This window comes from Streptomyces sp. NPDC050704 (genome assembly GCF_040654355.1).
GTDB lineage: Bacteria > Actinomycetota > Actinomycetes > Streptomycetales > Streptomycetaceae > Streptomyces.
This window is the reverse complement of the sequence record NZ_JBFAHW010000026.1, coordinates 60126-72817: the sequence shown is the minus strand read 5'-3', so window position 1 is coordinate 72817 and position 12692 is coordinate 60126. Positions and strand designations below refer to the sequence as shown.

Annotated in this window: 10 protein-coding genes; all 10 read right to left on the bottom strand. The window is 69.4% G+C overall.

The features are described 5' to 3' along the window. Nucleotides 1-91: 91 nt before the first annotated feature. Nucleotides 92-427 (bottom strand): RNA polymerase-binding protein RbpA, encoded by a 336-nt coding sequence (locus AB0I18_RS17815; RefSeq protein WP_189108633.1) that lies wholly within the window; start codon nucleotides 425-427, stop codon nucleotides 92-94. Between the two features lie 235 nt (nucleotides 428-662). Continuing rightward, entirely contained in the window at nucleotides 663-893 is a 231-nt protein-coding gene (secG, locus tag AB0I18_RS17810) for a preprotein translocase subunit SecG (RefSeq protein ID WP_030358806.1), read from the bottom strand. 135 nt (nucleotides 894-1028) lie between these two features. Beyond that, nucleotides 1029-1805 carry a triose-phosphate isomerase gene (gene tpiA, locus AB0I18_RS17805; RefSeq protein WP_363106424.1) on the bottom strand — a complete coding sequence of 259 codons (777 nt, stop codon included), beginning with the start codon at nucleotides 1803-1805 and terminating at the stop codon, nucleotides 1029-1031. Nucleotides 1806-1811: 6 nt separating this feature from the next. After that, nucleotides 1812-3023, bottom strand: coding sequence for a phosphoglycerate kinase (locus AB0I18_RS17800; protein WP_363106423.1), 1212 nt, complete (start codon nucleotides 3021-3023; stop codon nucleotides 1812-1814). Between the two features lie 134 nt (nucleotides 3024-3157). Continuing rightward, nucleotides 3158-4168: a type I glyceraldehyde-3-phosphate dehydrogenase gene (gene gap, locus AB0I18_RS17795; protein ID WP_363106422.1), complete on the bottom strand. Its 1011-nt coding sequence runs from the start codon at nucleotides 4166-4168 to the stop codon at nucleotides 3158-3160. 188 nt (nucleotides 4169-4356) lie between these two features. After that, complete coding sequence (locus AB0I18_RS17790; protein ID WP_363106421.1) at nucleotides 4357-7305, bottom strand: M14 family zinc carboxypeptidase; 2949 nt, start codon at nucleotides 7303-7305, stop codon at nucleotides 4357-4359. Nucleotides 7306-7489: 184 nt separating this feature from the next. After that, nucleotides 7490-8479: a DNA-binding protein WhiA gene (gene whiA / locus AB0I18_RS17785; RefSeq protein WP_363106420.1), complete on the bottom strand. Its 990-nt coding sequence runs from the start codon at nucleotides 8477-8479 to the stop codon at nucleotides 7490-7492. Then, on the bottom strand, nucleotides 8470-9537 hold the full coding sequence (yvcK, locus tag AB0I18_RS17780; protein WP_363106419.1) for a uridine diphosphate-N-acetylglucosamine-binding protein YvcK: 1068 nt from the start codon (nucleotides 9535-9537) through the stop codon (nucleotides 8470-8472). Before yvcK ends, whiA begins: the two co-directional genes overlap by 10 nt. Then, nucleotides 9534-10598, bottom strand: a complete 1065-nt coding sequence (gene rapZ, locus AB0I18_RS17775; protein ID WP_363106418.1) for an RNase adapter RapZ — start codon at nucleotides 10596-10598, stop codon at nucleotides 9534-9536. The genes yvcK and rapZ overlap by 4 nt, the downstream gene beginning before the upstream one ends. Continuing rightward, a complete protein-coding gene (uvrC, locus tag AB0I18_RS17770; RefSeq protein ID WP_363106417.1) occupies nucleotides 10595-12667 on the bottom strand; it encodes an excinuclease ABC subunit UvrC in 2073 nt (690 codons plus the stop codon). Before uvrC ends, rapZ begins: the two co-directional genes overlap by 4 nt. Nucleotides 12668-12692: the final 25 nt, after the last annotated feature.

The window sequence follows — 12692 nt, the reverse complement described above, 5'->3', positions numbered from 1 at the left end:
CAAGAAAGAGGCGTACGGGAAATACGTCCGGCCCGGCTCGCCAAAACAAGTCCGGCCGGACACTTCTCGGTGTCCGGCCGGATCTCAACTCCTAGATTTCGCCCCGCAGTTTGGCGAGCGCCTCGGCGAGGATCGCCTCGCCGTCCGCGTCACTGCGCCGCTCCCGTACGTACGCGAGGTGCGTTTTGTACGGTTCGGTGCGCGGCGGGTCCGGCGGGTTGTCCCGGTCCTGTCCGGCGGGAAAGCCGCAGCGCGGGCAGTCCCAGGTGTCGGGGACCTGCGCGTCACTGGCGAAGCTGGGCTGCGTCTCGTGCTCGTTGGAGCACCAGAAGGAGATGCGCAGCCGCGGCGCGGACTCGCCGCGCTCGGCCTCGCCCATCGGCCCCGCCCCGACCCGGCTTCCTCGGATCGCGTTGCCACTTGCCACGGTCGTAACTCCCTGCGTGATGGTGCCGCGAAGCGAGTCGGCGTGACGCTTCGCTGCGAGCGCCTCAGTCTACGTACGGCCCAACGCGCGTCCAGTGATTGGAGTTACACCCCGCCCACAGACGCAAGCCCCATGATAGGCCGCGCCTGCGGGCGCGTACCGGACATGGGGCCTTACGTGCGGAAAGTGCTTGCGTAATGTGCGGTTGTGCTGTGGTGCGGGTGGCGGCCGGTGGTCAGTTGTTGACCTTCATCAGGATGCCCAGCACGACAATGCTCGCGAACCACAGCAGACCGACCACCACGGTGATGCGGTCGAGGTTGCGCTCGGCGACCGAGGAGCCTCCGACGGACGACTGCATGCCGCCACCGAACATGTCGGAGAGGCCGCCGCCCTTCCCCTTGTGCATCAGCACCAGCAGCATCAGCAACAGGCTGAAGACGATCAGGGCGATCGAGAACCCCATAACCACGGCTGGACCAACTTCCTCGGACTTAGACGGACGACGGGGGCCGGTGCTTCAGGTACGAAGCCGCCCGGCCCCCGCAAGGGTACGACGTAACGCCGCTACCGCATACTCACTGGTGGCGGAACCGGGTCCTCACTGGTCGCGGAACCGGACGATCTTGACGAACTCCTCGGCGTCGAGGGAGGCACCGCCGACGAGAGCGCCGTCGATGTCGGGCTTCGCCATGATCTCCGCGACGTTCCCGGCCTTGACCGAACCGCCGTACTGGATACGGACCTGGTCGGCCAGTTCCTGGGAGTACAGCTCGGCGAGGCGGCCGCGGATCGCCCCGCAGACCTCCTGGGCGTCGTCGGAGCCGCAGACCTTGCCGGTCCCGATCGCCCAGACCGGCTCGTACGCGATCACGATGGACTCTGCCTGCTCGGCCGGTACGTCCTTGAGGGCGCCGTCGACCTGCGCGAGCGTGTGGGCGACGTGGCCGCCCTCCTCACGGACCGCCAGCTCCTCGCCGACGCACAGGATCGGGGTGAGGCCGTGCTTGAACGCGGCCTTGACCTTGGCGTTGACGACGTCGTCGGTCTCGTTGTGGTACTGCCGGCGCTCGGAGTGGCCGACCGCCACGTACGTGCACTTGAACTTGGCCAGCATCAGTCCGGAGATCTCGCCGGTGTAGGCACCGGAGTCGTGTGCCGAGAGGTCCTGGGCGCCGTACTTGATCTTGAGCTTGTCACCGTCGATCAGGGTCTGCACGGACCGCAGGTCGGTGAAGGGCGGCAGGACGGCGACCTCGCAGGCCTCGTAGTCCTTGTCGGCCAGGGCGAAGGCGAGCTTCTGGACGTGTGCGATGGCCTCAAGGTGGTTGAGGTTCATCTTCCAGTTGCCCGCCATCAGGGGCGTACGAGTCGTCATGCGGGGTCAGTCCTCCAGTGCGGCAAGGCCGGGGAGCGTCTTGCCCTCGAGGTATTCGAGGGAGGCGCCGCCGCCGGTCGAGATGTGGCCGAATGCCGTCTCGTCGAAGCCCAGGATGCGGACGGCCGCGGCGGAGTCGCCACCGCCGACGACCGTGAAGGCCGGGGAGTCGAGGAGAGCCTGGGCGACCGTCTTGGTGCCCTCGGCGTAGTCGGGGTGCTCGAAGACGCCCATCGGACCGTTCCAGAAGACGGTGGCCGCGTCGGCGAGCTTGGATGCGTACAGCTTGCGGGTCTCGGGGCCGATGTCGAGGCCCATCCGGTCGGCCGGGACGGCGTCCACGGCGACGGTGGTGGGGTTGGCCGGGGCCTTCGTCTTCAGGTCCGGGAACTCTGCGGCGACCAGCACGTCGACCGGCAGGACCAGCTCGACGCCGTTCTTCTCGGCGCGCTCGATGTACTCCTGGACGGCCGGGAGCTGGTCCTCCTGGAGGAGGGAGGCGCCGACCTCGTACCCCTTGGCCTTGAGGAAGGTGAACATCATGCCGCCGCCGATGAGCAGCCGGTCGGCCTTGCCGAGGAGCTGGTCGATGACGGCGAGCTTGTCGGAGACCTTGGAACCGCCGAGCGCGACCACGTAGGGACGCCGGACCTCCGCGGTGAGCTTCTTCAGGACGCCGACCTCGGTGGCGATGAGGTGGCCCGCGTAGTGCGGCAGCCGCGCCGGGAGGTCGAAGACCGAGGCGTGCTTGCGGTGCACGGCACCGAAACCGTCGCCTACGTAGACATCGGCCAAAGCCGAGAGCTGGTCCGCGAACTCGCCGCGTTCGGTGTCGTCCTTGGACGTCTCACCGGCGTTGAAGCGCAGGTTCTCGATGACCGCGACCTGGCCGGGCTGCAGGCCGTTCACGGCGTCGTGGGCGGCGGGGCCGACGGTGTCCTGGGCGAACGCGACGGGCGCGCCGAGGAGTTCACCGAGCCGCTCGGCGGCGGCCAGCAGCGAGAACGCGGGGTCCGGGGCGCCCTTGGGGCGGCCCAGGTGCGAGGCGACGACCACCTTGGCGCCCGCTTCCGCGAGGGCCTTGACGGTCGGCAGGACGGCGCGGATGCGGCCGTCGTCGGTGATGCGGCCCTCGGCCAGCGGCACGTTCAGGTCGGCACGGACGAAGACCCGCTTGCCGTCCACGCCTTCGGCGAGAAGTTCGTCGATCGTCTTCATAAGGGGACTCCTAGGAGAGCTCTGTTGTCCTGGCTGGCTGATCGCCCGGTCCAGCCAAACGTGAGCACAGGGCTCGTGCAGCGGCTGTGCGCTGCCCGAGCCCTGTGCTCACATCGAGGTGCCTGCTCTGGGACTCAGAGCTGCTCGCCGACGAAGACCGTGAGGTCGACGAGGCGGTTGGAGTAGCCCCACTCGTTGTCGTACCAGCCGAGGATCTTCACCGAGTTGCCCTCCTGGACCATGGTCAGGGAGGAGTCGAAGGTGCAGGAGGCCGGGTCGCCGACGATGTCCGAGGAGACGATCGGGTCCTCGGTGTAGGTCAGGTAGCCCTTGAGGTCGCCGTCGTCGGCGGCCTTCTTGAACGCGGCGTTGACCTCGTCCTTGGTGACCTCGCGCTGCAGCGTCACGACCAGGTCGGTGGCCGAGCCGGTCGGGACCGGGACGCGCATCGCGATGCCGTCGAGCTTGCCCTTGAGCTGCGGGAGGACCAGGGCGGTGGCCTTCGCGGCACCGGTGGTGGTCGGGATGATGTTCTCGGCGGCGGCGCGGGCGCGGCGCAGGTCCGAGTGCGGGAAGTCCAGGATCCGCTGGTCGTTCGTGTACGCGTGGACCGTGGTCATCAGGCCCTTGACGATGCCGAAGTTCTCGTCGAGAACCTTGGCCATCGGCGCCACGCAGTTGGTGGTGCAGGAGGCGTTCGAGATGACGTGGTGGTTCGCCGGCTCGTACTTGTCCTGGTTGACGCCCATCACGATCGTGATGTCCTCTTCCTTGGCCGGAGCCGAGATGAGGACCTTCTTGGCGCCGCCGGTGATGTGCTTCTCGGCGTCGGCCTTCTTGGTGAAGATGCCGGTCGACTCGATGACGATGTCGACGCCCAGCTCGCCCCACGGGATGTCGGCGGGGTTGCGCTCGGAGAGAACCTTGATCGTCTTGCCGTCGACGGTGATCGTGTCGGCGGTGTGCGACACCTCGGCCTTGAGTCGGCCCAGAATGGTGTCGTACTTCAGAAGATGGGCGGTGGTCGCGGTGTCACCCAGGTCGTTGACAGCCACGATCTCGATGTCTGCACCCTGCTCCAGCAGCGCGCGGAAGTAGTTACGACCGATGCGGCCAAAGCCGTTGATGCCTACGCGGATCGTCACGAAACCGATCTCCTCGTTGGTGCGCCGGCTGTGGACGCCGGCGAGTTGTATGGGATGTCCCCGACCGCCTACGACCCTACCTCCCTGACGCCTCCGTGGTGACATCGAGATGCCCCATACACGGCAGGGCGGTCCGTACCCGACAGTAGGGTACGGACCGCCCGGGCTGCACGCCCCTGTCGCCCGTGTCAGCGCAGGGCCGCCAGGGCCTTGCCGAGCAGTGCCTTGCGGTCGGCCGCCGCCGTGACGTGCTCCAGACCGAAGCCCAGCAGCACGGTGTCGCGCGTGGTGACCGCTCCGTACGTCTTGAAGAGTTCGCCGGACAGACCCCAGTCCTTCACGACCGCGGGGCTGCCCGCGGGCGGCCCGGGGACGCCCCAGGCGCCGAGCGAGGACTCGAAGCCCTCGGTCGCGCCGGCCGTGCCGCCGATCACCACGGAGGCGTTGTCGGCGAGGACTCCGTGTCCGCCCGTGCCCGGGTCGCTGATGTAGCCGAGAGACACCTCCACCGTCTTTCCGGCGTAGGCCGAGAGGTCGAACTCGACCTGCTGCCAGCCGTCGGAGGATCCGGTGAAGCTGTTCCAGGAGCCGCTCGTGCCGGTGGGCGTGCAGCCGCCCGCGCCCTGGGTCAGATAGCGCTTGAGGGCGGGGTGCGCCTGGATGAGGTACCCGGCCTCGCACTCGGCGGGCACCGCGGTGCCGGTGGCGCCGCCCTTCTCCGGGAGTGTGGTCCAGTCGTCGGCCCCTGCGGTGTGCGCTTCGAGCACCGCGTGGTCGTAGCCGCCCTCGGTGTCCCAGAGGAGCCGGCTGCGCAGGGCGGGCGCGTCGGCCGCGCTCACCCCGGTGAGGTCGATGGTGCGGGTGAGCCGGTTCCAGGCGTAGTCGGAGTGGGTGACGGCCGCCATGCCCGTGCCTTCGTAGGGGCCGTACGGGTTGACGGTTCCGGGGTACTGGCCCGCTCCCGCGCTCGCGAACTGCGGGTACTTGTCGGCGGGCAGGGTGTCCGAGGTGACGCCGAACGCCCCCGCCGCGTTCAGCGGGTTGCCGGGTGCGTCACCGAGGGGTCCCGCGAAGCCCGCGAGCTTGCCCGAGCCGTTGAAGGCCGTGGTGCCCGGGGTCGTCGTACGGGAGTAGGCGCCGAGGTAGTACTGGCTGAAGTCGTTCGTCGTGGCACGCGGCAGGGCCACCGTGCCGCCCGCCTGCTCGCCCGCCTCGATCAGCTTGCCGCCCTCGTTGAGGAAGGCGCGCAGCTGGAGCTGGGTGGCGGAGCCGGGGCGGTCGGCGCCGGTGTAGTGGACGACCGTCCTGAAGTGGCCGAGGACGCCGAGCGCGTCGGGTACGCCCTGCGTGGCGACGTCCCAGACGACTGCCCTGCGGCCGTTGGCCTTCAGGGCGTCGACGTACGTCCGGGCCTGTGTCGCGGCGGCTCCCTCTTCGGCGATCACCAGGGTGTCGGCGCGCGGCCGTTCGGCGATCGTGTACGTGAAGTGCTCACTGGAGGTGGGCTTTCCGCTTCGGGTCTTGCCGGTGAACCAGACCTCGACCTCGTCGCCCGGTTCGCCGTGCCGCACGGGCGCGCGGTACTCGTCGAAGAAGAGGTTGTCCTCGCCGCCGAAGGTCTCGCCGCCCTTCCAGGGCTTGAGCGCCTGGTCCTGTGTACGGCCGCCGTCGACGCGGTACCTGAGCTCCTTGTCGCGTACGGACTTGCGGGCGACCACGGAGATCTCCTGGTCGGCGCCGCGCGAGTACGAGGTGGTGAAGGCGGCCGGGTTGAAGTCGGGGGCGTCGACGCCGACCGGGGATTTCGGCTGGTCGGGCCGGGCGGCGGACTCGGCGACCGAGAGGGCGAACGGGATGTTCTTCGCGAACTCCTGCTGGATCAGCTTCTCGTCGTCCGGGAAGGTGAAGATCGACTCGCAGTCCGCCGCGTTCCAGGCGTCGTTCGGATCGACGTTCGAGGCCGTCTGGCAGGTCGACATCTCCGGGGTGAACATCGCCGTGCCGTTGACGTTGGACGCGTGGCCGTCGGCCTCGCCGTTCGTCGTGTACAGCTCGGAGGAGACCTGCGGGCGGTAGCCGGGGATCGCGGGGTTCTCGGGCGTACCGGCCAGGGCCTTGTAGGCCACGTCGTCGGGGGACGGTGTCGCCACCTGCCAGCCGACTCCGTAGAGGATCAGTTCGGCGGCGGAGTGGTAGTTGATGCCGTACTCGAAGTCGATGCGCCGCTGGAAGGTGTCCAGGGCCTTGGTCTCGGGCTCGGAGCCGGGGCTCGCGCCGCGATAGGTCTGGCTGGTGGGGTACGGGGACGAGCCCTCGTCGTCGTAGCCCCACTTGTAGGCGAAGTTGCGGTTGAGGTCGACGCCGTCGCCCACCGTCACGGCACCGTCGCCGTTGACGTCCCGCATGTTCTTGCGCCACTGGCGGTCGCCGTCGGCGTCGAACGTGAAGTCGTAGCCGTCGGGGTTGGCGGAGAGGACGAACCACAGCTCGGTGGAGTCCACGAGCCTGGTGATGCGCCGGTCCTTGCCGTAGCTGTCCAGGTAGTGGTGCATCAGGCGCCTGGTCATCTCGGGCGTGATCCACTCACGGGCGTGCTGGTTGGACAGGTACAGCATGGACGGTTTGGCGCCGTCCTTGGTCTTCTTGGCGCCCTTGGTGAGCTTGAGGGCCAGGATGTCCTGCCCCTGGAGGGTCTTGCCGATGGAGACGACCTTCGTCAGGGACGGGTGCTGCTGCCCCGTCCTGATGATCTCCTCCTTGAGGTTGCCCTTGCCGCTGTACGGGCGGTAGACGCCGTCCCCCGCGGCCGCCACGCGCGCGCGTGCCTTCGTCGAGAGCTTGTGCTCGGTGAGGTCGACACCCTTCTTCTCCAACTGGTCGGCCTGTTTGCCGGTGAGGTAGACCTCGACCGTGGCCGTGCCCTTCTCCGGTGCCTGCTCCCCCAGCTCGTGCCCGTCCTGGCCCGCCGCGAGGAGCAGGGGTACCTGTTCCTTCGTGACGTCGGCACGGAACACCTTGACCTCGTCGGCGCCCGGGTCGGGCGTGGCACCGGGTTCCGCCTGTGCCACGGGCGCGATGGCCACTCCGCCGAGCAGGAGCACGCCGGCAGCGAGGATCGATCTCGCTCTTCGTCTCATGAGCCCCCCTTGCAATCGTCCGCCACAGCAGCGAACAGATGCCAGGCTCATGACACTTCATGGTCAAGTCAAGAGCGCCTCGACGAAAGCAAAACGCCGGTGCGGTTACCCCAAATGGGCGTGCGCACCGGCGTGTTGGAATTCGCGGGTCGATCAGCGGTTCGATTCGCCAGGTGTCCGCGGATCAGCCCACGAGGTTGTCGGCCATCTCCTCGGTGAGGGTGGACTCCGTACTGGGAATGCCCAGGTCCTGGGCCCGCTTGTCGGCCATCGCGAGCAGCCGGCGGATACGGCCCGCGACGGCGTCCTTGGTCAGCGGCGGGTCGGCGAGCGCGCCCAGCTCCTCCAGGGAGGCCTGCTTGTGCTCGATGCGCAGCCGGCCGGCCGCCGCGAGGTGCTCGGGAACCTCCTCGCCGAGGATCTCCAGGGCGCGCTGTACGCGGGCTCCGGCGGCGACGGCGGCGCGGGCCGAGCGCCGCAGGTTGGCGTCGTCGAAGTTGGCGAGCCGGTTGGCGGTGGCGCGGACCTCGCGGCGCATCCGCCGCTCCTCCCAGGCCAGCACCGACTCGTGCGCGCCGAGGCGGGTCAGCAGCGCCCCGATGGCGTCTCCGTCGCGTACGACGACCCGGTCCACGCCGCGCACCTCGCGGGCCTTGGCGGGGATCGACAGGCGGCGGGCGGCGCCGACCAGTGCGAGCGCGGCCTCGGGCCCGGGGCAGGTCACCTCCAGCGACGAGGAGCGGCCGGGCTCGGTGAGCGAGCCGTGGGCCAGGAACGCACCGCGCCAGGCCGCCTCGGCGTCGCAGGTGGCCCCCGAGACCACCTGCGGCGGCAGACCCCTGATCGGGCGTCCGCGGCCGTCCACGAGCCCGGTCTGGCGGGCCAGCTGGTCACCGCCCGCGACGACCCGCACGACATAGCGGGAGCCGCGGCGCAGCCCGCCGGGAGCCATCACGATCAGTTCGGAACTGTGGCCGAAGATCTCCAGAATGTCCCGCTTCAGCCGTCGCGCCGCCATCGCGGTGTCCAGCTCCGCCTCGATCACGATGCGGCCGCTCACCAGGTGAAGGCCGCCCGCGAACCGCAGGATGGCGGAGACCTCCGCCTTTCTGCAGCAGGTCCGGGTGACGGGAAGCCGGGAAATCTCGTCCTTCACCGCTGCCGTCATCGCCATGGGCCGATCCTTCCATGCATCCGAAAAATACGGTCGTACGCGGCGGCCAACAGCTCCGGATCGTGCCTCGGAGACCCGTCGGTCCGGGCCACGGGCGCCAGCTCGACCGCGGCTCCGAGCCGCTGGGCGGCATCGGTGAGTAAATCGCGGTCGGGCACGGCGGCCTCGTCGGCGAGCACCACGTCCAGGGCGAGTTTAGGGGCGTGTCGTCCCAAAACCTCCAAATGACGCTGCGGGGAGAAGCCATCGGTTTCTCCGGGCTGCGGGGCGAGGTTCAGTGGGAGGACCCGGCGGGCCTTCGTCTCGGTGAGGGCGTCGAGCAGTTCGGGCACGAGCAGATGGGGGATCACCGAGGAGAACCAGGAGCCGGGGCCGAGGACCACCCAGTCCGCGTCGAGGACCGCCGCGACGGCCTCGGGGACGGCGGGCGGGTCGTTCGGCACGAGGTGCACGGACTGCACCTCGCCGGGTGTGAGTGCCACGTTCGCCTGGCCGCGGACCGTGTCGATGCCCTCGGGGTGCTCCGGGTCGTGGCCCTTGACCAGGGCCTGGAGTTCCAGCGGGACGGCGGACATGGGCAGCACCCGGCCGTGCGCGCCCAGGAGTCTGCCGACCAGGTCGAGGGCCTGGACGTGGTCGCCGAGCTGCTCCCAGAGAGCGACGATCAGCAGATTGCCGACCGCGTGCTCGTGCAGCTCGCCCTGGGACTGGAAGCGGTGCTGGATGACGCGGGCCCAGGTCTGGCCCCAGTCGTCGTCGCCGCACAGGGCGGCCAGCGCCTTGCGCAGGTCGCCGGGCGGCAGGACGCCCAGCTCGTCACGGAGGCGTCCGCTGGAACCGCCGTCGTCGGCGACCGTCACGACCGCGGTGAGGTCGCCGGTGATGCGGCGCAGTGCGGTGAGCGAGGCGGACAGGCCCATGCCGCCGCCGAGCGCGACGACCTTGGGCTGTGTGCCGCGGCGGCGCGGTTTGCCGCCGCGGCTCTCGGCGGGCAGGCCGCCGCGGCTTTCGAGGCCGATCCGCCGCAGCCTGCTCAGCCGCAGAGAACGTCCGGTCATTCGCGGCCCATGTCCCGGTGGACGACGACCGTCTCCACTCCCTCGGCCACCAGGCGGGCGGCGAGCTTCTCCGACGTGGCGACGGAACGGTGCTTGCCGCCGGTGCAGCCGACCGCGATGGTCACGTACCGCTTGCCCTCGCGGCGGTAGCCGGTCTGGATGAGGCGCAGCAGCTCGGCGTACCGGTCGAGGAACTCCTTGGCGCCGGGCTGGTTGAAGACGTACGCCGAGACCTCCTCGTTGAGGCCGGTGTACTGGCGCAGCTCCGGGACCCAGTGCGGGTTGGGCAGGAAGCGCATGTCCACGACCAGGTCGGCGTCGACCGGCAGGCCGTACTTGAAGCCGAAGGACATGACGGTGGCCCGCAGCTCGGGCTCCTCCTCGCCGGCGAACTGGGCGTCCATCTTGGCGCGCAGCTCGTGCACGTTCAGGCTGGAGGTGTCGATCACCAGGTCGGCGTCGCCGCGCAGCTCGCGCAGCAGCTCGCGCTCGGCGGCGATGCCGTCGACGATGCGGCCGTCGCCCTGGAGGGGGTGCGGGCGGCGCACCGACTCGAAACGGCGCACCAGGGCGTCGTCGGAGGACTCCAGGAAGACGATCCGCCGGGTGACCTGCTTGGCCTCCAGGTCGGCGAGGGACTCGCGGAGGTTGTCGAAGAAGCGGCGGCCGCGGACATCGACGACGACCGCGATCCGGGCCACGTTGCCCTGGGAGCGGGCGCCGAGCTCCACCATGGTGGGGATCAGCGCGGGCGGCAGGTTGTCGACGACGAACCAGCCGAGGTCCTCCAGACACTTGGCGGCGGTGGACCGGCCCGCGCCCGACATCCCGGAGATGATCACCAGCTCCGGGATGGCCGCCTCGGGAACGCCGGCCGCCGTTTCGATGGTCGTGCCCGTACTCACTTGCTCTCCGTCTTCCTGGGCTGCTTCAACGGCTGATTCCTGTTGCGCGTGATCTTCCGCTTCTCGCCGTGCGTGATCTTCGCGTGCTTCGCCGTGCGGTTTCTCGGTGTGCGCCGTGCGTCGTACCGAGGGTTCTTCCTGCTCGTGCTCGGTCATCTCTCCTGCCCCCGTCGTTCGTCCGAGGCGCCCGCGGACACGGGCTCCCCCGGGGAACCCGCCGTCGTCTCGGGTACCCCGTCTGCTGCATCCGCTGCGTCTGCTGTGTCTGCTGTGTCTTCCATGATCTCTCCAGTCGCCGTGTTCACGGCGGGTGCGGCCGGGGCCGCCCGGGCGAGGGCCACGGCGATCGCCTCGGCCGTCTTGCGGCCTATGCCGGGGACCTCACAGATCTGGTCGATTGTCGCGGACCGCAGCTTTTTCACCGAACCGAAATGCTTGATCAACGTCTGCTTGCGCGCCTCGCCGAGGCCCGGCACGTCGTCCAGCGGGCTCGCCTTGAAGCGCCGGGCCCGCTTGGCGCGCTGGTAGGTGATCGCGAAGCGGTGCGCCTCGTCGCGTACACGCTGAAGAAGATAGAGCCCCTCGCTGGTACGTGGCAGCACCACGGGGTCGTCCTCGTCGGGCAGCCAGACCTCTTCGAGGCGCTTGGCGAGACCGCAGACGGCGATGTCGTCGATGCCGAGCTCGTCCAGCGCCTTCTGGGCCGCCGCGACCTGCGGCTGCCCGCCGTCGACGACGACCAGCTGCGGCGGGTACGCGAACCGCTTGGGCCGCCCGTCCTCCTCGGTGAATCCGGTCTCGCCGTCCGCCCACTCGCCGGTCTTCTCCTTCTCGGCGATGTACCGCTTGAAGCGGCGGGTGAGGACCTCGTGCATGGACCGGACGTCGTCCTGGCCCTCGAAGCCCTTGATCTGGAAGCGCCGGTACTCGCTCTTGCGCTGGAGGCCGTCCTCGAAGACGACCATCGACGCCACGACGTCGTCGCCCTGGAGGTGCGAGATGTCGTAGCACTCGATCCGCAGCGGCGCGCTCTCCAGGTCGAGGGCCTCGGCGATCTCCTCCAGCGCCCGGGAGCGGGTGGTCAGGTCGGAGGCCCGCTTGGTCTTGTGCAGCCCCAGCGCCTGGAGCGCGTTGCGCTGCACCGTCTCCATGAGGGCCTTCTTGTCGCCGCGCTGCGGGATGCGCAGCGACACGTTCGAACCGCGCCGGGCGGTGAGCCACTCCTGGACGGGCTCCACGGGGTCGGGCAGCGCCGGGACGAGCACCTCCTTGGGTACGGAGTCGCCGGTCTCCTCGCCGTACAGCTGCTGGAGCGCGTGCTCGACCAGGTCTCCCGTGGTGACCGCCTCGACCTTGTCGGTGACCCAGCCGCGCTGGCCGCGCACCCGGCCGCCCCGTACGTGGAAGATCTGCACGGCGGCTTCCAGCTCGTCCTCGGAGAGGGCGATCAGATCGGCGTCCGTCGCGTCGGCGAGCACGACCGCGCTCTTCTCCATGGCCTTCTTGAGGGCCTCGATGTCGTCGCGCAGCCGCGCCGCCCGCTCGTACTCCATCTCCTCGGCCGCGTCCGTCATCTGCTGCTCCAGGCGGCGGATGTACGTCCCCGTGCGGCCGGCCATGAAGTCGCTGAACTCCTCGGCGAGTTCGCGGTGCTCCTCGGCGGAGACGCGCTCGACGCAGGGGGCGGAGCACTTGCCGATGTAGCCGAGCAGACAGGGGCGGCCGGTACGCGCGGCGTTCTTGAAGACACCGGCCGAGCACGTGCGTACGGGAAAGACGCGCAGCAGGAGGTCCACGGTGTCGCGGATCGCCCATGCGTGCCCGTACGGACCGAAGTAGCGCACGCCCTTCTTCTTCTGACCGCGCATCACCTGCACGCGCGGGAACTCCTCGTTCATGGTCACCGCGAGATACGGATAGCTCTTGTCGTCGCGGTACTTGACGTTGAACCGGGGGTCGAACTCCTTGATCCAGGAGTACTCCAGCTGCAGCGCCTCGACCTCCGTGGACACCACGGTCCACTCCACCGACGCGGCCGTGGTGACCATCGTGCGCGTACGCGGGTGGAGCCCGGCCAGGTCCTGGAAGTAGCTGGCCAGGCGCTGGCGCAGGCTCTTCGCCTTTCCGACGTAGATCACCCGGCGGTGTTCGTCGCGGAATTTGTACACCCCGGGCGAGTCGGGGATCTGTCCCGGCTTGGGGCGGTAGCTGGAGGGGTCGGCCATGTCTCACACCCTACTGGCGGGGTGT

Bases quoted from the DNA above. Each gene is read 5' to 3' on its own strand.
- secG (WP_030358806.1), bottom strand. From the start codon at position 893: ATGGGGTTCTCGATCGCCCTGATCGTCTTCAGCCTGTTGCTGATGCTG.
- rapZ (WP_363106418.1), bottom strand. From the start codon at position 10,598: ATGACCGAGCACGAGCAGGAAGAACCCTCGGTACGACGCACGGCGCAC.
- AB0I18_RS17790 (WP_363106421.1), bottom strand. From the start codon at position 7,305: ATGAGACGAAGAGCGAGATCGATCCTCGCTGCCGGCGTGCTCCTGCTC.
- uvrC (WP_363106417.1), bottom strand. From the start codon at position 12,667: ATGGCCGACCCCTCCAGCTACCGCCCCAAGCCGGGACAGATCCCCGAC.
- whiA (WP_363106420.1), bottom strand. From the start codon at position 8,479: ATGGCGATGACGGCAGCGGTGAAGGACGAGATTTCCCGGCTTCCCGTC.
- yvcK (WP_363106419.1), bottom strand. From the start codon at position 9,537: ATGACCGGACGTTCTCTGCGGCTGAGCAGGCTGCGGCGGATCGGCCTC.
- tpiA (WP_363106424.1), bottom strand. From the start codon at position 1,805: ATGACGACTCGTACGCCCCTGATGGCGGGCAACTGGAAGATGAACCTC.
- AB0I18_RS17800 (WP_363106423.1), bottom strand. From the start codon at position 3,023: ATGAAGACGATCGACGAACTTCTCGCCGAAGGCGTGGACGGCAAGCGG.